Genomic DNA, 19,982 nt, shown 5'->3' on the forward strand with positions numbered 1-19,982 from the left:
CGCTTTCAACCACACAGGAGGTATTTTGTAGGGATGTCGGCAAGTTGCCGGTAAGGATGAGAAATCTCCTGTAAGTTATATTCCCTACATTTGTAGTCCCAGTTATAGCTTGTGCATAAATGATGGCACACGCTCGGCTATACTGCCCTCCATTTGAATGCTTTCCGAGGACTGATTGTGAAGAACTGGACTCTGCGCCAACGAATACTCGCGAGTTTTGCCGTCATCATCGCGATCATGTTGTTGATGGTCGTTGCCGCTTATTCCCGGTTGCTGTCGATCGAGTCCAGTGAGGAGAGTGTGCGCAGCGATGCCATCCCCGGCGTCTACTACAGCACCATGATTCGCAGCTCCTGGGTCGAGAGCTACGTGCTCACCCAGCAATTGCTCGGTTTCAACGGCGACGGGGTGATCAGCGCCGCCGACCAGGAGCAGTACAAGGCCTTTACCAGTCGCCTGCTCGAACAGATGGAGAATTACCAGAGGACCATCTTCGACGGCGACGACCGGGCGCGTTTCGAACTCTTCAAGCGCGAGCACGAGAACTACACCAAGGCCCTGGCCAATGTGCTCGACCTCTACCAGCGCAAGCAGAACGATGAGGCGATCCGTCAGTTCAAGCTGCAACTGACCCCGGCCTGGATGAACGGGCGCAAGGAACTCAACGACATCATCGTGCAGAACAAGGACGTTGCCGACCGGGCCACCGATGCCATCAGTTCCTCGGTGTCGTCCGCGAAGATCAGCATGGTCATTTCCCTGTTGCTCGCGGTGTTCGCCGCAGGCCTGTGCGGCTGGTTGCTGATGCGCGCGATCACCTCGCCGATGCAGCGTATCGTCGAAATTCTCGAGATCATGCGTACCGGCGACATGAGCAAGCGCCTGAACCTGGAGCGCAAGGACGAGTTCGGCTCGGTGGAGACCGGTTTCAACGACATGATGACCGAGCTGACGGCCCTGGTGTCCCAGGCACAGCGCTCGGCGGTGCAGGTGACCACTTCGGTCACCGAGATTGCCGCCACTTCCAAGCAGCAGCAGGCCACCGCCACCGAGACGGCCGCCACCACCACTGAAATCGGTGCGACCTCGCGGGAAATCGCGGCGACCTCCCGTGATCTGGTACGCACCATGACCGAAGTGTCGTCCGCCGCCGACCAGGCCTCGGTGCTCGCCGGTTCCGGCCAGCAGGGCCTGGCCCGGATGGAGGACACCATGCATTCGGTGATGGGGGCCGCCGAGCTGGTGAACTCCAAGCTGGCGATCCTCAACGAAAAGGCCGGCAACATCAACCAGGTGGTGGTGACCATCGTCAAGGTCGCCGACCAGACCAACCTGCTCTCGCTCAACGCCGCCATCGAGGCGGAGAAGGCCGGGGAGTACGGCCGCGGTTTCGCCGTGGTCGCCACCGAGGTGCGTCGCCTGGCCGACCAGACCGCCGTGGCCACCTACGACATCGAACAGATGGTGCGCGAGATCCAGTCGGCGGTGTCCGCCGGGGTCATGGGCATGGACAAGTTCTCCGAGGAGGTGCGCCGCGGCATGTTCGAAGTGCAGCAGGTCGGCGAGCAGCTTTCGCAGATCATTCACCAGGTACAGGCCCTGGCGCCGCGGGTGCTGATGGTCAACGAGGGCATGCAGGCGCAGGCCACCGGCGCCGAGCAGATCAACCTCGCGCTGGTGCAGTTGGGTGATGCCAGCAGCCAGACCGTCGAGTCCCTGCGCCAGGCCAGTTTTGCCATCGACGAGCTGAGCCAGGTCGCGGTCGGCCTGCGCAGCGGCGTCTCGCGTTTCAAAGTCTGATGAGCGAACTGCTGGCCAAGCGCGTCGCCAGCGCGCAGTCCCGGGACCGCCTGTTCCTGGTCTTTCGCATCGGCAGCGAGCGTTATGCCCTGCAAGCCGTGGAGATCGCAGAGGTGCTGCCGCGCCTGCAGCTCAAGGCCATCGCCCATGCGCCGGACTGGGTCGCGGGCGTGTTCGCCCATCGTGGCTCGATGGTGCCGGTGATCGACGTCAGTGCCATGACCTTCGGCCAGCCCGCCGTGGCCCGCACCAGCACGCGCCTGGTGCTGGTGCATTACCGGCCTGAGCCGGATGCCGCCAGTGCTCTGCTCGGGCTGATTCTCGAACAGGCCACCGATACCCTGCGTTGCAACCCGAACGACTTCCAGCCCTACGGCCTGGACAACCGCCAGGCGCCTTACCTGGGACCGGTACGGGAGGACGGGCAGGGGCTGGTGCAACGTATCCGCGTCAACGAACTGCTCAGGCCAGAGGTGCATGCCCTGCTGTTTCCCGAATCCGCCGAGGGCCTGTGATGAGCACCGACCAGCGATTCTTCGATTTTCTCAAGGAGCGGATCGGCCTGGACGTTGCTTCGGTCGGACCGCTGATCATTCAGCGTGCCGTACGCCAGCGCTGCACCCAGTTGCAGATGGACACGCCCGAGCAGTACTGGGCCCGGCTGCAAGGCTGCGCCGACGAACAGCAGGCGCTGATCGAGGCGGTGATCGTCCCGGAAACCTGGTTTTTCCGCTATCCCGAATCCTTCGCGACGCTGGCCCGCCTGGCCACCGAGCGCCAGGAGCAACTGCGTGGCATGCGCGCGCTGAAGATCCTCAGCCTGCCGTGTTCCACCGGCGAGGAGCCCTATTCGATCGCCATGGCACTGCTCGATGCCGGGCTGGCACCCCACCAGTTCAAGGTCGACGGGATCGACGTCAGCCCGGCGTCGATCGAGCGCGCCAGGCGCGCCATTTATGGCAGGAACTCGTTTCGCGGCGAGGACATCGGCTTTCGCGAGCGGCATTTCACCGCGCTCGAGGAGGGCTACCAGGTCAGTGAGCGGGTTCGCGAGCAGGTCCGGCTGCGCGCGGGCAACCTGCTGGAACCCGGGCTGCTGGCCGGCGAGGTCTATGACTTCGTGTTCTGCCGCAACCTGCTGATCTATTTCGACCTGCCGACCCAGCAGCAGGTCTTCGAGATTCTCAAGCGCCTGACCCATGTCGACGGCGTGCTGTTCATCGGCCCGGCCGAGGGCAACCTGCTGGGGCGGCTGGGCATGCGCTCCATCGGCGTACCGCAGTCGTTCGCGTTTCGTCGCCATTTGCCGACCGAAGCGGAACCGGTGTTGGCTTTTGTGGCACCGGTCATGCCGCCACCGCTGCCCGTCCGTACCCCACCCAAAAACGTTGTGCCCCCGCGGCTGCCCCCGCGTCCGGCGCTGGCTGGCGTACCGCCGCCGGCCCCCCCGCGAGGCCGCCTGCGCTGGCGGGCGACGCCGCGAGCCTGCTGGCGCGGATTGCCGAGCTGGCCAACGAGGGGCGCAGCGACGAGGCCCGCCAGGCCTGCGACAGTTTTCTGCGGCAACACGAGCCGGTGCCCCAGGTGTTCTACTGGCAGGGCTTGCTGAGCGAGGTGGCGGGTAATGCGCAACAGGCCCAGGGCTTCTACCGCAAGGCGCTGTACCTCGACCCGCAACACCCTGAGACCCTGGCGCAATTGGCCGCGCTGCTGGCCGCCCAGGGCGACGCGGCCGGAGCCCGACGATTGCAGGACCGCGCCGCCCGCAGCGGGCGGGCCGCTGACAGTGAGCGTAAACGATGAGCGGTTTGACAGCCTTGAACCTTACCCATGAAGACGCCGAGGCCATCGACGATTGCTGGAACCGTATCGGTATTCACGGCGACAAGTCCTGCCCGCTGTTGGCGGACCATATCCATTGTCGCAACTGCGCGGTGTATTCCGCCGCCGCCACCCGTCTGCTGGACCGCTATGCCCTGAGGCAGGAAAGCCGCGAGCAGGTTGCGGTGCAGGAGGGCGAGGCGGTTGCCACCCGCTCCCTGCTGATGTTCCGTCTCGGCGAGGAGTGGCTGGGCCTGGCCACCCGCTGCCTGGTGGAGATCGCGCCGTTGTGTTCGATTCATTCGCTGCCGCACCAGCGCTCGCGGGCGCTGCTGGGCGTCGCCAATGTGCGGGGGGCGCTGGTGGCCTGCCTGTCGTTGGTGGAACTGCTGGGGCTGGACGCGACGGTCACGGCCGCACCGGCTGGCCGGGTCATGCCGCGCATGCTGATCATTGCCGCCCAGGGCGGCCCGGTGGTGGTACCGGTGGATGAAGTGGACGGGATCCACGCCATCGACCAGCGCCTGCTCGATGGCGCCTGCGCTGCCGGCCCCAGGCCAGCTCCAAATATACCCGGGGCGTATTGCCGTTCAGGGGCCGCAGTCTGCGCTGGCTGGATGAAGAGCAATTGCTGTCGGCCGTGGCCCGGAGCCTGACATGACCCCAGATCAAATGCGCGACTCGTCGTTGCTCGAGCTGTTCAGCCTGGAGGCCGAGGCCCAGACCCAGGTGCTCAGCGCCGGCCTGCTGGCGCTGGAGCGCAACCCGACCCAGGCCGATCAGCTCGAAGCCTGCATGCGTGCCGCCCACTCTCTCAAGGGCGCGGCGCGGATTGTCGGCGTCGATGCCGGAGTGAGCGTGGCCCATGTGATGGAGGACTGCCTGGTCAGCGCCCAGGAGGGGCGGCTGTATCTGCTGCCCGAACACATCGATGCCTTGCTGCAGGGCACCGACATGCTCATGCGTATCGCCACGCCGGGCAGCGCCAACGTCGGGCCGGTCGACGTCGAGGCCTACCTGCTGCTGATGAAGACGCTGCTCGATCCCTCGGCCCCGGGCGCCCGGGTCGCGCCTGCCGTGGCGCCGACAGTGCCTACAGCGCCGGCGGTCGCCGAGCCGGTGGTGGTTGCCGAGCCCGAGCCGTTGCCTGCTCCCGCCCCGGTCGAGGCGGAACCCGTCGCGCAGCCGAACAGGCGCGCCGTCACCGAGGGTGGCGAGCGGGTGTTGCGGGTCACGGCCGAGCGGCTGAACAGCCTGCTCGACCTGTCGAGCAAATCCCTGGTCGAAACCCAGCGGCTCAAGCCCTACCTGGCCAGCCTGCAGCGCCTGCGGCGCATGCAGGGCAACAGCCAGCGGGCGCTGGACAGTCTCGGCGATCAGTTGAAGGGCGTCGGCCTGGGCCTGGAGGCCGAGCAAGCGCTGGCGGACGCCCGGCGCCAGTTGGCCGAGGCGCAGCAGATGCTGATCACCCAGATTGCCGAACTCGACGAATTCGGCTGGCAGGCCGGCCAGCGGGCCCAGGTGCTCTATGACACGGCCCTGGCCTGCCGCATGCGGCCCTTTGCCGATGTCCTGGGCGGGCAGGCGCGGATGGTCCGCGATCTCGGCCGCAGCCTGGGCAAGCAGGTGCGACTGGAGATCGAAGGGGAGAAGACCCAGGTCGATCGCGATGTCCTGGAAAAACTCGAGGCACCGCTGACCCACCTGCTGCGCAATGCCGTCGACCACGGTATCGAGAGCCCGGAGCAGCGTGTGCTGGCCGGCAAGCCCGCCGAGGGCCTGATTCGCCTGCGTGCCTCGCACCAGGCCGGCCTGCTGGTGCTGCAACTGCAGGACGACGGCGGTGGCGTCGACCTCGAACGGCTGCGCCGCAGTATCGTCGAGCGCAAGTTGTCGCCTGCCGAAACCGCCGCGCAGCTCAGCGAGGAGGAGTTGCTGACCTTCCTGTTCCTGCCCGGCTTCAGCCTGCGCGACAAGGTCACCGAGGTCTCCGGGCGTGGTGTCGGGCTGGACGCCGTGCAGCACATGGTTCGGCAACTGCACGGTGCGGTGGTGCTGGAGCAGGCGACCGGGCAGGGCAGCCGCTTCCATCTGGAAGTGCCACTGACCCTGTCGGTGGTGCGCAGCCTGGTGGTCGAGGTGGGCGGTGAGGCCTATGCCTTCCCGCTGGCGCATATCGAGCGGATGCTCGACCTGCCGACCGAAGAGATCGTGCAACTGGAGGGGCGCCAGCATTTCTGGCACGAAGGCCGCCATGCCGGCCTGGTTGCGGCCAGTCAGTTGCTGCAGCGGCCGGCCAGCGAGCATGTCGGCGATACCCTCAAGGTCGTGGTGATCCGCGAGCGTGATACGGTCTACGGGCTGGCGGTCGAACGTTTCATCGGCGAGCGCACCCTGGTGGTGCTGCCGCTCGATCCACGCCTGGGCAAGGTCCAGGACATTTCCGCCGGGGCTTGCTCGATGATGGCTCGGTGGCGCTGATCGTCGATGTCGAGGACATGCTGCGTTCGGTGGACAAGCTGCTCAACACCGGTCGGCTGGAACGTATCGACCGGCGCAATCGCCAGTCCAGCGAAGTGGCGCGCAAGCGCATCCTGGTGGTCGACGATTCCTTGACCGTGCGCGAACTGCAACGCAAGCTGCTGATCAACCGCGGTTACGAGGTGGCGGTGGCGGTGGATGGCATGGACGGCTGGAACGTCCTGCGCGCGGAGGATTTCGACCTGCTGATCACCGACATCGACATGCCGCGCATGGACGGCATCGAACTGGTCACGCTGTTGCGTCGCGACAGCCGCCTGCAGTCGTTGCCGGTGATGGTGGTGTCCTACAAGGACCGCGAAGAGGACCGTCGACGTGGACTGGACGCCGGAGCCGACTATTATCTGGCCAAGGCCAGTTTCCATGACGACGCCTTGCTCGATGCGGTGGTGGAACTGATAGGAGGCGCCCAGGGATGAGGATCGCGATCGTCAATGACATGCCCATGGCCGTCGAGGCCTTGCGCCGTGCCCTGGCGTTCGAGCCGGCACACCAGGTGATCTGGGTGGCGAACAACGGCGCCGATGCGGTGAGGCTGTGCGCCGAGGACACTCCTGACCTGATCCTGATGGACCTGATCATGCCGGTGATGGATGGCGTGGAGGCCACGCGCCGGATCATGGCCGAGTCGCCCTGCGCGATCGTCATCGTCACCGTCGACCGCCAGCAGAATGTGCACCGGGTGTTCGAAGCCATGGGCCATGGGGCGCTCGATGTGGTCGATACGCCGGCCATTGGCGGCGCCAACCCGCGGGACGCCGCGGCGCCGCTGCTGCGCAAGATCCTCAATATCAGTTGGCTGATCGGCCAGCGCGGCAGTCGGGTGCGCAGCGTCCCGACTCCCGGTGAGAATGGTGGGGACCGGCAGAAACTGGTGGCCATCGGCTCCTCGGCTGGCGGCCCGGCTGCCCTGGAAAACCTGCTCAAGGGCCTGCCGAGCGATTTCCCCGCGGCGATCGTGCTGGTACAGCATGTCGACCAGGTATTCGCCGCCGGCATGGCCGAATGGCTGGGCAGTGCCTGCGGGTTGCCGGTCAGGCTGGCTCGCGATGGCGAGCCGCCGCAGAACGGTACGGTGCTGCTGGCCGGCACCAACCATCATATCCGCTTGTTGCAGAACGGTACGCTGGCCTATACCGCCGAACCGGTAAACGAGATTTATCGCCCGTCCATCGATGTGTTCTTTGAAAGCGTTGCCAATTACTGGAAGGGTGACGCGGTGGGCGTGCTGCTCACCGGCATGGGCCGCGATGGTGCCCAGGGCTTGAAGTTGATGCGTGAGCGAGGCTACCTGACGATCGCCCAGGATCAGGAAAGCAGCGCGGTGTACGGCATGCCCAAGGCGGCAGCCGCTATCGACGCCGCGGTGGAAATTCGCTCGCTGAACAGGATCGCGCCACGTTTGCTGGAGATATTTCCAACATGAGCCCTACAGGCAATCAGCACTCATGGCTTGCATGCAGTAAATCAGGTGAACGCGCATGAATGATTTAGAGCTGGAGGAATTCAAACCCACCGATGAAAACGCCGCGATGGTGCTGCTGGTCGACGACCAGGCCATGATCGGCGAGGCGGTGCGTCGGGGGCTGGCCACAGAGGCGAACATCGATTTTCACTTCTGTGCCGATCCCCACCAGGCCATCGCCCATGCGATCCGGATCAAGCCCACGGTGATCCTGCAGGATCTGGTGATGCCGGGACTCGACGGCCTGAGCCTGGTGCGCGAGTACCGCAATCACCCGGCCACCAAGGACATTCCGATCATCGTGCTGTCGACCAAGGAGGACCCGCTGATCAAGAGCGCGGCGTTTTCCGCCGGGGCCAACGATTATCTGGTCAAGCTGCCGGATACCATCGAGCTGGTGGCGCGGATCCGCTACCACTCGCGCTCCTACATGATGCTGCTGCAGCGTGACGCCGCCTATCGCGCCTTGCGCCTGAGCCAGCAGCAGTTGCTCGACACCAACCTGGTGCTGCAGCGGCTGATGAACTCGGACGGCCTGACCGGGCTGTCCAACCGCCGGCATTTCGACGAGTATCTGGAGCTGGAGTGGCGCCGGGCCCAGCGCGAGCAGACGCAACTGTCGCTGCTGATGATCGACGTCGACTACTTCAAGGCCTATAACGACAGCTTTGGCCACCTGGAGGGCGACGAGGCGCTGCGCCGGGTCGCCGGAGCCATTCGCGAAGCCAGCAGCCGCCCTTCGGACCTGCCGGCCCGCTATGGGGGCGAGGAATTCTCCCTGGTGCTGCCCAACACCTCCCAAGGGGGCGCGCGACTGGTGGCGGAGAAGCTGCGCCAGAACGTGGCGGCGCTGAAAATTGCCCACAACACGCCCAGCGAGGGCTCGGTGCTGACCATCAGCATCGGCCTGGCGACCCTGGTCCCGCAGCAGGGCGGCAACTGCCGGGAACTGATCCTGACGGCCGACAAGGGGCTCTACCTGGCCAAGCACAGTGGGCGTAACCAGGTGGGCATCGGCCAGCCGTGACAGGGAGGCGGCCGGAAAATTGCCACGCTGACGGCCGCTGCCCCCGCCAAGCGGGCTGCCGGGATGGTTACAATTGCGTTATACTCGCCGGCTTTCAAAAGTTCACCGACGAGTGCTGCCCGCCATGGAAATCAACCCGATCCTTAACAGTATCAAGGACCTGTCCGAGCGCTCCGAAACTATTCGGGGGTATCTTTGACTACGATCAAAAGCATGAGCGCCTGATCGAAGTCAACCGCGAGCTCGAAGACCCGAGTGTCTGGAGCAACCCCGAATACGCCCAGAACCTGGGCCGCGAGCGTGCCACCCTGGCCCAGATCGTCGAGACCCTGGATGAAATGTCCAGCGGCCTGAGCGATGCCAGCGACCTGCTGGAAATGGCCGCAGCCGAAGAAGACCAGGGCGCTGTCGACGATGTCGCCGCCGAGGTCGAGCGCCTGCGCGAAATCCTCGAGAAGCTGGAATTCCGCCGGATGTTCAGCGGCGAAATGGACCAGAACCACGCCTACCTGGACATCCAGGCCGGTTCCGGCGGCACCGAAGCCCAGGACTGGGCCAACATCCTGCTGCGCATGTACCTGCGCTGGGCCGACAAGCGCGGTTTCGACGCCACCATCATGGAACTGTCCGCCGGCGAAGTCGCCGGGATCAAGGGCGCGACCGTGCATATCAAGGGCGAGTACGCCTTTGGCTGGCTGCGCACCGAAATCGGCGTGCACCGCCTGGTGCGCAAGAGCCCGTTCGACTCCGGCAACCGTCGCCACACCTCGTTCAGCGCGGTGTTCGTCTCGCCGGAAATCGATGACAACATCGAAATCGACATCAACCCGGCGGACCTGCGGATCGACACCTATCGTTCCTCCGGTGCCGGTGGTCAGCACGTCAACACCACCGACTCGGCGGTCCGTATCACCCACGTGCCGACCAACACCGTGGTCAGCTGCCAGAACGAGCGTTCCCAGCACGCGAACAAGGACACCGCGATGAAGATGTTGCGGGCGCGCCTGTACGAGCAGGAAATGCAGAAGCGCAACGCCGCTTCCCAGGCCCTGGAAGACTCCAAGTCGGACATCGGCTGGGGGCACCAGATCCGCTCCTATGTGCTCGATGCCTCGCGGATCAAGGACCTGCGCACCAACATCGAACGCAGCGACTGCGACAAGGTGCTGGACGGCGACATCGATGAATACCTGGTGGCCAGCCTCAAGCAAGGGCTGTAGGACACTACTGTGGTAGCCGGCTTGCTGGCGATCCCCGGCCGCAGGCCGGGGGCAACGAACCTGTGATGGAAAATTTAAAGACATGAGCGACCAACAACTCGACACGCAAGCCCTGCAACAGGAAGAAAACGCCCTGATCGCCCTGCGCAAGGAAAAGCTTGCCGCCGAGCGCAGCAAGGGCAATGCCTTCCCCAACGACTTCCGCCGTGACGCCTACTGTGAAGACCTGCAGAAACAGTACGCCGACAAGACCAAGGAAGAGCTGGCAGAGGCGGCGATCCCGGTCAAGGTTGCCGGTCGCATCATGCTCAACCGTGGCTCGTTCATGGTGATCCAGGACATGTCCGGGCGCATCCAGGTCTACGTCAACCGCAAGACCCTCCCGGAAGAGACCCTGGCGGCCGTGAAGACCTGGGACCTGGGTGACATCATCAGCGCCGAGGGTACCCTGGCCCGTTCCGGCAAGGGCGACCTGTACGTCGAAATGACCGACGTGCGCCTGCTGACCAAGTCGCTGCGTCCGCTGCCGGACAAGCACCACGGCCTGACCGACACCGAACAGCGCTACCGTCAGCGCTACGTCGACCTGATCGTCAACGAGGACACCCGGCAGACCTTCCGCGTGCGCTCGCAAGTCATCGCCCACATCCGCAGCTTCATGATGAAGCGCGACTTCATGGAAGTGGAAACGCCGATGCTGCAGACCATTCCCGGCGGTGCCGCGGCCAAGCCGTTCGAAACCCACCACAACGCGCTGGACATGGGCATGTACCTGCGTATCGCGCCGGAGCTGTACCTCAAGCGTCTGGTGGTCGGTGGCTTCGAGCGGGTGTTCGAGATCAACCGCAACTTCCGTAACGAAGGCGTTTCGACCCGGCACAACCCCGAGTTCACCATGCTCGAGTTCTACCAGGCCTACGCCGACTACGAAGACAACATGGACCTGACCGAAGAACTGTTCCGTGAACTGGCCCAGGCCGTTCTGGGCAGCACCGACGTGCCTTACGGCGACAAGGTGTTCCACTTCGGTGAACCGTTCGCCCGCATGTCGGTATTCGACTCGATCCTCAAGTACAACCCGGATCTGACCGAAGCCGACCTGCTGGATGTCGACAAGGCTCGCGAAATCGCGAAGAAGGCCGGCGCCAAGGTGCTCGGCCACGAAGGCCTGGGCAAACTGCAGGTGATGATTTTCGAAGAGCTGGTCGAGCACAAGCTGGAGCAGCCGCACTTCATCACCGAGTACCCGTTCGAAGTCTCGCCGCTGGCGCGTCGCAACGACAAGAACCCGAACGTCACCGACCGCTTCGAGCTGTTCATCGGCGGCCGTGAAATCGCCAACGCCTACTCGGAGCTCAACGACGCCGAGGACCAGGCCGAGCGCTTCAAGGCCCAGGTGGCGGAGAAGGATGCCGGTGACGACGAAGCCATGCACTACGACGCCGACTTCGTTCGCGCCCTGGAGTACGGCATGCCGCCGACCGCCGGTGAGGGTATCGGTATCGACCGTCTGGTGATGCTGCTGACCAACGCACCGTCGATCCGCGACGTCATCCTGTTCCCGCACATGCGGCCGCAAGCATAAGACCGTCGTTGAAAAAGCCGCCCTCGCAAGGCGGCTTTTTTATTGCGTGTTGGTACTGAAGTTTCAGATTATTACAAGAGAGGAATACCTGTAGTGGACCGTGCAATGGCTCAAGAAGGGGCTGCTGGTGTGGCCAGCGCGTTGGCTGAAAGCGTTCAGTACCAGGGACGCAAGGCCAGCCGACAGGGCAGCGAGCAACGGCGACAGGACATTCTCAACGCGGCCATGCGTATCGTCGTGCGTGACGGCGTACGTGGCGTGCGTCATCGCGCAGTGGCCGCCGAGGCGGGCGTGCCGTTGTCGGCCACCACCTACTACTTCAAGGATATCGACGACCTGCTGACCGATACCTTTGCCCAGTACGTCGAACGCAGTGCGGCCTACATGGCCAAACTGTGGGAGAACAACGAGGGGCTGCTGCGCGAAATGGTCGCCTACGGCGATGGCAGCCCGGCCTCGCGGGCGCAACTGGCCGATGAAATCGCCCGGTTGACCGCCGATTACGTCCAGCGCCAGTTGCACAACCGGCGCGAATACCTGATGGCCGAGCAGGCGTTTCGCCAGGAGGCGCTGCTCAACCCGCGCCTGGCGATGCTGGTGCGCTCGCACCAGCAGATCCTGCTGCGTGGCTCCTGCCAGTTCTTCCAGGTACTGGGGTCAAGGCAACCGGAGCAGGATGCCAAAGTGTTGACGGCGATTATCGGACGGATGGAATATCAGGGCCTTCTCGACGATGCGGAGCCCGAGACCGAGCAGGACCGGCTCGGCATTCTCACCCGTTACATGCATCTGGTGCTGGCCTCCGTCTAAGCTAGAGGGCACGGCCAGACACCGCAGCGACGATCAGGAGTTTTCCTTGGACGAATACCAGCAGACGATACGCAGCCTGTCCGACCGCATTGTGCTGGCGCAGACACCGATTCGCGTGCTCGATGCGGTGAAGTGGGACGAGAACATCCGCAAGGGCTTTCTCAAGGCCAAGGGCAAGGAAATGCCGGCGGTGGACCGTGACTACTATGCCGCGCGGCCCTGTCGTTCGACTCCGGGGCGGTCAAGCTGGAGTTGCAGAACATCGAGCGCGACATCACCCGCCAGCTCGGCCAGTTCAGCCCCGTCGGGCAGATCATGCGGCGCATGTGCCGGGAGTACCGCATGGTCGTGCGGATGCTCGAGGCCCGCGGCACCCCGGATTTCGGGCTGATCTCCCAGGAACTGTACGGCGCCGCTTCCGATGCGTTCCATGCCGGCGACCCGACCCTGGCCGACCTCGGGCTGATGCTGTCGGACTACCTGAACAACATCGACGGCCGCGGCGACCTCAAGGACGAGCCCAAGACCCTGACCGCCAAGGACGCCGTCGACATGCTGCAACGGCGGCTGAACAAGGTGTTCGGCGAGGCCGAGGAGACCATCCGGGTGTTCGAGTCCGATGGGATCGTCGCCGATGCGGCGGCGGGTGCCGACTACATCAAGATCCGCACCGATGCGCTGTTCAATACGCGGGATGTGCGGGCGCTGGAGGTGCATGAAGGTCTGGTGCATGTCGGCACCACGCTCAACGGCCTGAACCAGCCGATCTGCACCTTCCTGTCCAAGGGCCCGCCCTCGTCGACGGTGACCCAGGAAGGCCTGGCGATCCTGATGGAAATCATCACCTTCGCTTCCTATCCGAGTCGCCTGCGCAAGCTGACCAACCGAACCCGGGCCATCGACATGGTCGAGCAGGGCGCGGACTTCCTCCAGGTGTTCGAGTTCTTCCGCGAGCAGGGCTTCGAAATGGCGGAGAGCTACGGCAATGCCAGCCGGATATTCCGCGGTTCGGTGCCGACGGGGTTGCCGTTCACCAAGGACCTGTCGTACCTCAAGGGCTTCATCATGGTCTACAACTACATCCAGTTGGCCGTGCGCAAGGGCAAGCTCGAACAGGTACCGTTGCTGTTCTGCGGCAAGACCACGCTGGAGGACATGCGTACCCTGCGCCAATTGGTGGACGAGGGGCTGGTGACGCCACCCAAATACCTGCCGGAGCAGTTCCGCGACATGAACGCGCTGTCGGCCTGGATGTGCTTCAGCAACTTCCTCAATCACCTGAGCCTGGATCGGATCGAGGCGGATTATTCCAATATCCTCTGATCCAGAATCTGACCTCGCCCCTGTAGGAGCGGGCTTGCCCGCGAAGGCACCCTTCAAGTTGACGCATTGCTTCAGGTCGTGCCTCTTCGCGGGCAAGCCCGGCTCCTGCAGGGGACGGTGTCGTTGCCACTGACTCTTGCGAGGTTTCAACCGGATGAGACTCCTCGGCATCCTCTGCCTGCTCCTGGCCCTCAATGGCTGCAGCTCGCTGCTGTTCTACCCCGAGCCCGGCTTGCCGTTCACCCCGGACCAGGCGCATCTCGCCTACCGCGACGTCACCCTCACCGCCGCCGATGGCACCCGCCTGCGGGCCTGGTGGCTGCCCGCCAAGGCTGGGGTGCCGGTCAAGGGCACGGTGCTGCACCTGCACGGCAACGGTGGCAACCTGTCCATGCACCTGGGCGGCAGTGGGTGGTTGCCGGAGCAGGGTTACCAGGTGCTGCTGGTCGACTACCGTGGTTATGGCCTGTCCGCGGGCGAACCGAGCCTGCCGGCGGTCTACCAGGATATCGAGGCCGCGTTCCACTGGCTGGAGCAGGCCCCCGAAGTCCGGGACAAGTCCCTGGTAGTCCTGGGCCAGAGCCTGGGGGCGCGATGGCGGTGCATTACCTGGGCGAACACCCCGGCTATCAGTCACGCATCAAGGCGCTGGTGCTCGATGGCGTGCCGGCCAGCTATCGCGAGGTGGGCCGATTCGCCCTCGGCGGGTCCTGGCTGACCTGGCCGTTCCAGATACCGCTGTCGTGGCTGGTGCCGGATGGCGACAGCGCGATTCATGCCATGCCGGCACTCAAGGGGGTACCCAAGTTGATCTTCCAGAGTATCGACGACCCGCTGGTACCCCTGAACAACGGCATTGTCCTGTATCAGGCCGCGCCCCCGCCAAGGGTGCTACAACTGACCCGCGGCGGACACGTGCAGACCTTCGCCGACCCCACCTGGCGCCAGGTGATGCTGCGCTACCTGGAGGATCCCCAGCATTTCAACGGCTTGCGCCGGCTGGGCGAGATCCCCAATTATCCCGCTGCCCCGAATTCGAAAGTCGAACCAGAGAGTCCGCAATGACCGAAGAACGCAACGCCATTCCCCTGATCATCACCGGTATCTGCAGCATCATCGGCACCGTGGGTTGCCTGTGGTACTACGGCTACCTGCATTTCGCCAAGCCGGAGGATGCGTTGGAACTCAACCAGTTCACCATGCTCAAGACCATTGCGGGCGAGGACTACAAGGTTTCGCTGACGCCGGCCAACCAGGTCGCGCAGTGCATCGATGGCGTGCTGGTGCTGTTCGACACCGAACAGAAAGGCCTGACCGGCGTGCTGGTCAACGACAGGAAGCAGGCCGTGCGCTGCATGGGCCAGGAGACGCCCAAGCTGGAGCAGTGAGCGGCTGGCTGGCCGCATGAAAAAGCCCCGCCTGATCCGATCAGGCGGGGCTTTTCATTGGCGCTTCGAATGATCAGTAGTTGCTGCTGACCGAGGAGCGTGGTGCCACTGGCTGGTTGTCGTTGGAAATGGTCACTTCCACGCGACGGTTCATCGCCCGGCCGGAGACGCTGCCGTTATCCGCGACCGGGTACTCCTTGCCATAACCCTGGGTGACGATGCGGCTCGGGTCCACGCCCAGCTTGATCAGGGCCACCTGGACCGAAGTCGCGCGGCGCTCGGACAGGCTCTGGTTGTAGGCCGCGGTACCGGTGCTGTCGGTGTAGCCCTCGACGATCACCTTGCGGTCCGGGTTCTGCTGGAGGAACTGCGCCAGCTTGCTGATGTTGGCCAGGCCATTGGGCTTGAGCTCGGCCTTGTTGGTGGCGAACAGCACGTCACCGAAGGTCACCAGGGTGCCGCGATCGGTCTGCTTGGCGTTGAGGCTTTCCTGCAACTGGCGGATCTGCGCATCGCGGGCGTCCAGGCGGGCCTGGGCCCGTTGCGCGGCGGCGTTCTTCAGGTTGGCCTCGGCAGTGCGCAGAGCGATGGTCTGCTTGGCGACTTCGACACGCTGGTTGGTCAGGTAGGCCAACTGGTCGACGACCTTTTCATCCTCGCGGTTCTGGTAGGCCTTGTCCGCCTTGTCCAGGTAGTCGCTGGCGTCCTTGGTTTCCAGGGCCGCCACCTTGCTCGCCTGCGGGTCGGCCTGCAGGCCGGAGAAGTTGGTGCGCGCCTGTTCCAGGTTGGGGTTGGGCGGTGTGGAGCAGGCTGCGAGGCCGACGCTCAGAGCCAGCAGGGCGGGGATCATCAGTTGATTGCGCATAATGTTCGTCCTTTATCTGTCCGTTGAAACTTCAGGCTGCGTGAGCGCTCATTGCGCCGGCTGCACCACGGGGCGCTGGCTTTCCTGGCGCAGTTCCTGAACACCTTTCTGGGCATCCTTCACGGCCAGTTCGGCCTTGGCGGCCTGGGCCTTGCGTTCGGCGACGCGGGCATCCCATTCGGCCTGCTCGGCCAGGCGGCGGGCGTCGTCGTATTTCTTGTCATGCATGGCCAGTTCGGCCTGCTTGAGCTTGTCCTGGGCCGATTTCATTTCCACTGCGGCGTATTCGGTACCGCCGGCGCTGACGGCGCTGTTGACGGCGGACTGGGTCACCGCATATTGCTCGCTCGGCGGGTTCCCGGCACAGCCGGCCAGGATGAAGCTGGTACCCAGTGCCAGAGCGGCCAGTTTCAGCCCGCGCAGGTGGTTGAACGAGGATGTGACTGTGCTGGTTTTCATGGTCTTCAACTCCATTGGATAGCTCCTGAAAAACATCAATCCCCATCACGGGCCCGAGGGCCTTCAGCGCAGACCCCGCCGTGTCGGCCGGGTATTTTTCGCAGCAGCTGTGCCAGTGATGGCTACTGGCTGTGACCTGAGGCTTTTTTGAATAGTTCAGCGGAGATGGCCAATCGCCCGAAAAAAATACTGACTGATCGGTCAATGCAGAAAATCTGAACTTTTGCGCGGCGCAGCGGTATTCCGGCTCGGTCGGGAGCCAGGAATACCGGGGCTTGCGGGAAAGTGGCGGGGGTTCTTCAGTGCTTGGACTCGTCGGTCCCGGAAGACAGGTTGTGCAGATGTCGACGGGACAGGGTCAGGAAGCGCGGGGTGGCCCCGACATCTTCGTACAGGGGGTCACCTTCCTCGTCGGTGGCGACCACATGCGGGCCCTGAACATAGGGGAAACTCGCCTCGAGTTCCTCCAGGGCGGCGCCGATGAGTTCGCCGAGCAGCTCCTCCGGGCTGCGCTTGGGGTACATTTCGGTGATCGCGGCGAGGCGGGCGGCCGCTTCAACGTCCAGATGAACGGCGTAACCGGTATCGGTCAGGCGACCCTTGGCATTCTCTTCCCAGTGCTGGGCTAGCTCACGGATTTTCATGGTGACCTCAATTCATACCCGCCGATGACGGGGATTGATGAGTGACCGGGCCGGTAGCGACGCCGGGCCGGCCATCAGCCCCGAGGGGCTGCCCAATCATCAGACTAGCTTCTGGCGGTGAGGTTCGACGGGGAATTTTCAGCCAACGGCGATCGACCCGCCGGCTTGTAAGCACTTGTCGCAGTGGTGCACTCTTGGGCCCAGGGAAGCGTCCCAAAGTCCGCCGGAGAGCCTGCCGATGTCAGATATCGATGTGCGTTTGCGTGAAGACGTTCACCTGCTGGGTGAGCTGTTGGGCAATACCATCCGCGACCAGCATGGCGAGGAATTCCTCGACAAGATCGAGCGTATCCGCAAGAGCGCCAAGGCCGATCGCAGCGATGCGGCCAGTACCGAACTGAGTGCCAGCCTCGATGATCTCGGGGACGACGAGTTGCTGCCGGTCGCCCGGGCCTTCAACCAGTTTCTCAACCTGGCGAACATCGCCGAGCAGTACCAGCTGATTCACCGCCGCGACGAATCCCAGCCGGCGCCGTTCGAGGCGCGGGCGCTGCCGGAACTGCTGGCCCGCCTGCAGGCCGAGGGCCATGGCCCCGAGGCCCTCGCGCGGCAACTGGCGCGTCTGGACATCGAACTGGTGCTGACTGCGCACCCGACCGAAGTGACGCGGCGCACGCTGATCCAGAAGTACGATGCGATTGCCGCGCAGTTGGCGCTGCAGGATCACCGTGATCTCACCGGTGCCGAGCGCGAGCAGATCCGCCAGCGGTTGCAGCGACTGATCGCCGAGGCCTGGCACACCGAAGAGATCCGCCGCACCCGGCCGACCCCGGTGGACGAGGCCAAGTGGGGCTTTGCGGTGATCGAGCATTCGCTCTGGCAGGCCATTCCGAATTATCTGCGCAAGGCCGATGAGGCCCTGCATGCCGCGACGGGCCTGCACCTGCCGCTGGAGGCGGCGCCGATCCGCTTCGCTTCCTGGATGGGTGGCGACCGCGACGGCAACCCCAACGTCACGGCCAGGGTGACCCGCGAAGTCCTGCTGCTGGCGCGTTGGATGGCGGCCGACCTGTACCTGCGGGATGTCGATCACCTGGCTGCCGAGCTGTCGATGCAGCATGCCAGCGAAGCCTTGCGGGCCAGGGCCGGCAACAGCGCGGAGCCCTATCGGGCGGTGCTCAAGCAGTTGCGCGAGCGGCTGCGCGCGACCCGGCAGTGGGCCCATGATTCGCTGGAGTCCACCCAGCCGGCCCCGGACCAGGTGCTGCGCGACAACCACGAGCTGCTGGAACCGTTGCAACTGTGCTATCGGTCCCTGCACGAATGTGGCATGGGGGTGATCGCCGACGGGCCGCTGCTCGACTGCCTGCGCCGTGCGGTGACCTTCGGGCTGTTCCTGGTGCGTCTGGACGTGCGCCAGGATTCGTCGCGGCATGCCGCGGCGATGAGCGAGATCACCGACTACCTGGGCCTGGGGCGCTACGAGGACTGGGATGAGGATGCCCGGCTGACCTTCCTGATCCGCGAGCAGGGCAACCGCCGGCCGTTGCTGCCCGCGTACTTCAAGCCCTCGGCGGACACCGCCGAGGTGCTGGCAACCTGCCGGGAAATCGCCGCGGCACCGGCGGCCTCCCTCGGTTCCTATGTGATTTCCATGGCCGGTGCGGCTTCCGACGTGCTCCTGGTGCAACTGTTGCTCAAGGAGTGCGGGGTGTTGCGGCCGATGCGCGTGGTGCCGCTGTTCGAGACCCTGGCCGACCTGGACAACGCCGGGCCGGTGATGGAGCGCCTGTTGCTGCTGCCCGGCTACCGTGCACGCCTGCAGGGGCCGCAGGAAGTCATGATCGGCTATTCCGACTCGGCCAAGGATGCCGGCACCACGGCGGCGGCCTGGGCCCAGTATCGCGCCCAGGAGCGGCTGGTGGACATCTGCCGGGAACAGCAGGTCGAACTGCTGCTGTTTCATGGCCGTGGCGGCACCGTCGGCCGTGGTGGCGGCCCGGCCCATGCGGCGATCCTGTCGCAGCCGCCGGGTTCGGTGGCGGGGCGTTTCCGCACCACCGAACAGGGCGAGATGATCCGCTTCAAGTTCGGCCTGCCGGACATTGCCGAACAGAACCTCAACCTGTACCTGGCCGCCGTGCTCGAGGCCACCTTGCTGCCGCCGCCACCGCCACAACCGGCCTGGCGCAAGCTGATGGACGAACTGGCCGCAGATGGGGTGCGGGCCTATCGGGCCGAAGTCCGCGACAACCCGCAGTTCGTCGAGTACTTCCGCCAGTCGACTCCGGAACAGGAGCTCGGGCGCCTGCCATTGGGCAGCCGTCCGGCCAAGCGCCGGGCCGGCGGTATAGAAAGCCTGCGGGCGATTCCCTGGATTTTCGGCTGGACCCAGACCCGGCTGATGCTGCCGGCCTGGCTCGGTTGGGAGACGGCCCTGCGCCATGCGCTGGAGCGTGGGCAAGGCAAGCTGCTGGAACAGATGCGTGAGCAATGGCCATTCTTCCGCACCCGTATCGACATGCTGGAGATGGTGCTGGCCAAGGCCGACAGCGATATCGCCCGCTCCTATGACGAGCGTCTGGTGGAAGCGGAACTGTTGCCGTTGGGTGCGCACTTACGCGACCTATTGTCGCAGGCATGCGCGGTGGTACTGGGTCTGACCGGCCAGTCGCAACTGCTGGCCCACAGCCCCGAGACCCTGGAGTTCATTCGCCTGCGTAACACCTACCTGGACCCGCTGCATCTGTTGCAGGCCGAGTTGCTGGCCCGCACGCGGCGCCAGGAAAGTGCCCAGGACAGCCCTCTGGAACAGGCTTTGCTGGTGTCCGTGGCGGGTATCGCCGCCGGCCTGCGCAATACCGGTTGAGGGGCGCCGAGGCCCGGCTTGCAGGCTTGGGCAAGGCCACGACCGCCCGGTCAGGTGCGGTCGTGGCCGTACGTGCGACACTTTGTTGTCACCTTGCGACCCGCGGTAGCAGGTTTGCACGGTTGCGGGGGCCCGGGTCGTTGCGACTTTGGGCGGCTTGTGTGG

12 protein-coding genes and 5 pseudogenes are annotated in these 19,982 nt (G+C 64.7%); 14 read left to right on the forward strand and 3 right to left on the reverse strand.

Going from position 1 to position 19,982, the window contains the following annotated elements; translation table 11 throughout:
* The first annotated feature begins 177 nt into the window (after nucleotides 1-177).
* From ACZ5KU_RS05840 to ACZ5KU_RS05900, 13 genes and pseudogenes are all read left to right on the forward strand, one after another.
* Entirely contained in the window at nucleotides 178-1,800 is a 1,623-nt protein-coding gene (locus tag ACZ5KU_RS05840; RefSeq protein WP_054061088.1) for a methyl-accepting chemotaxis protein, read from the forward strand.
* Nucleotides 1,800-2,315, forward strand: a complete 516-nt coding sequence (locus tag ACZ5KU_RS05845) for a chemotaxis protein CheW (protein ID WP_464736914.1) — start codon at nucleotides 1,800-1,802, stop codon at nucleotides 2,313-2,315. Before ACZ5KU_RS05840 ends, ACZ5KU_RS05845 begins: the two co-directional genes overlap by 1 nt.
* Nucleotides 2,315-3,603 (forward strand): annotated as a pseudogene (locus ACZ5KU_RS05850) (CheR family methyltransferase). Before ACZ5KU_RS05845 ends, ACZ5KU_RS05850 begins: the two are co-directional and overlap by 1 nt.
* Nucleotides 3,600-4,282: pseudogene (locus ACZ5KU_RS05855) on the forward strand (chemotaxis protein CheW). Before ACZ5KU_RS05850 ends, ACZ5KU_RS05855 begins: the two co-directional pseudogenes overlap by 4 nt.
* Nucleotides 4,279-6,581, forward strand: a pseudogene (locus ACZ5KU_RS05860) (response regulator). The pseudogenes ACZ5KU_RS05855 and ACZ5KU_RS05860 overlap by 4 nt, the downstream one beginning before the upstream one ends.
* Nucleotides 6,578-7,588, forward strand: a complete 1,011-nt coding sequence (cheB, locus tag ACZ5KU_RS05865) for a chemotaxis response regulator protein-glutamate methylesterase (protein ID WP_054058693.1) — start codon at nucleotides 6,578-6,580, stop codon at nucleotides 7,586-7,588. Before ACZ5KU_RS05860 ends, cheB begins: the two are co-directional and overlap by 4 nt.
* 55 nt (nucleotides 7,589-7,643) lie before the next feature.
* Nucleotides 7,644-8,654, forward strand: coding sequence for a response regulator (locus ACZ5KU_RS05870; protein ID WP_054058694.1), 1,011 nt, complete (start codon nucleotides 7,644-7,646; stop codon nucleotides 8,652-8,654).
* 124 nt (nucleotides 8,655-8,778) lie between these two features.
* Nucleotides 8,779-9,874, forward strand: a protein-coding gene (prfB, locus tag ACZ5KU_RS05875; protein ID WP_152972956.1) for a peptide chain release factor 2 whose coding sequence is annotated in 2 segments (ribosomal slippage) — nucleotides 8,779-8,850 and nucleotides 8,852-9,874 — 1,095 coding nt in all. Because the reading frame shifts where the segments join, the coding sequence is not laid out codon by codon here.
* A gap of 82 nt (nucleotides 9,875-9,956) precedes the next feature.
* Nucleotides 9,957-11,459, forward strand: a complete 1,503-nt coding sequence (gene lysS / locus ACZ5KU_RS05880; RefSeq protein WP_054058695.1) for a lysine--tRNA ligase — start codon at nucleotides 9,957-9,959, stop codon at nucleotides 11,457-11,459.
* A gap of 93 nt (nucleotides 11,460-11,552) precedes the next feature.
* On the forward strand, nucleotides 11,553-12,269 hold the full coding sequence (locus tag ACZ5KU_RS05885) for a TetR/AcrR family transcriptional regulator (protein ID WP_192842720.1): 717 nt from the start codon (nucleotides 11,553-11,555) through the stop codon (nucleotides 12,267-12,269).
* Nucleotides 12,270-12,315: 46 nt separating this feature from the next.
* Nucleotides 12,316-13,592: pseudogene (locus ACZ5KU_RS05890) on the forward strand (flavohemoglobin expression-modulating QEGLA motif protein).
* 154 nt (nucleotides 13,593-13,746) lie between these two features.
* Nucleotides 13,747-14,657: pseudogene (locus ACZ5KU_RS05895) on the forward strand (alpha/beta hydrolase).
* Nucleotides 14,654-14,980 (forward strand): hypothetical protein, encoded by a 327-nt coding sequence (locus ACZ5KU_RS05900; protein ID WP_416771983.1) that lies wholly within the window; start codon nucleotides 14,654-14,656, stop codon nucleotides 14,978-14,980. Before ACZ5KU_RS05895 ends, ACZ5KU_RS05900 begins: the two are co-directional and overlap by 4 nt.
* A 73-nt stretch (nucleotides 14,981-15,053) precedes the next feature.
* Here ACZ5KU_RS05900 and lptF read toward each other — a convergent pair whose 3' ends face one another.
* The 3 genes from lptF to ACZ5KU_RS05915 all read right to left on the reverse strand — a co-directional run bounded on the left by lptF (nucleotide 15,054) and on the right by ACZ5KU_RS05915 (nucleotide 16,948).
* Nucleotides 15,054-15,845, reverse strand: a complete 792-nt coding sequence (gene lptF / locus ACZ5KU_RS05905) for a lipotoxin F family OmpA-related lipoprotein LptF (protein WP_054058700.1) — start codon at nucleotides 15,843-15,845, stop codon at nucleotides 15,054-15,056.
* A gap of 48 nt (nucleotides 15,846-15,893) precedes the next feature.
* Nucleotides 15,894-16,304, reverse strand: coding sequence for a DUF4398 domain-containing protein (locus ACZ5KU_RS05910; RefSeq protein ID WP_192842721.1), 411 nt, complete (start codon nucleotides 16,302-16,304; stop codon nucleotides 15,894-15,896).
* A 299-nt stretch (nucleotides 16,305-16,603) separates the two neighbouring features.
* On the reverse strand, nucleotides 16,604-16,948 hold the full coding sequence (locus ACZ5KU_RS05915; protein ID WP_054058701.1) for a hypothetical protein: 345 nt from the start codon (nucleotides 16,946-16,948) through the stop codon (nucleotides 16,604-16,606).
* 238 nt (nucleotides 16,949-17,186) lie between these two features.
* On the opposite strand from ACZ5KU_RS05915, the gene ppc reads away from it, so the two are divergent.
* Nucleotides 17,187-19,817, forward strand: coding sequence for a phosphoenolpyruvate carboxylase (ppc, locus tag ACZ5KU_RS05920; protein ID WP_054061851.1), 2,631 nt, complete (start codon nucleotides 17,187-17,189; stop codon nucleotides 19,815-19,817).
* The last annotated feature ends 165 nt before the right edge of the window (nucleotides 19,818-19,982 follow it).

It is taken from the genome of Pseudomonas sp. Tof1 (assembly GCF_055390395.1).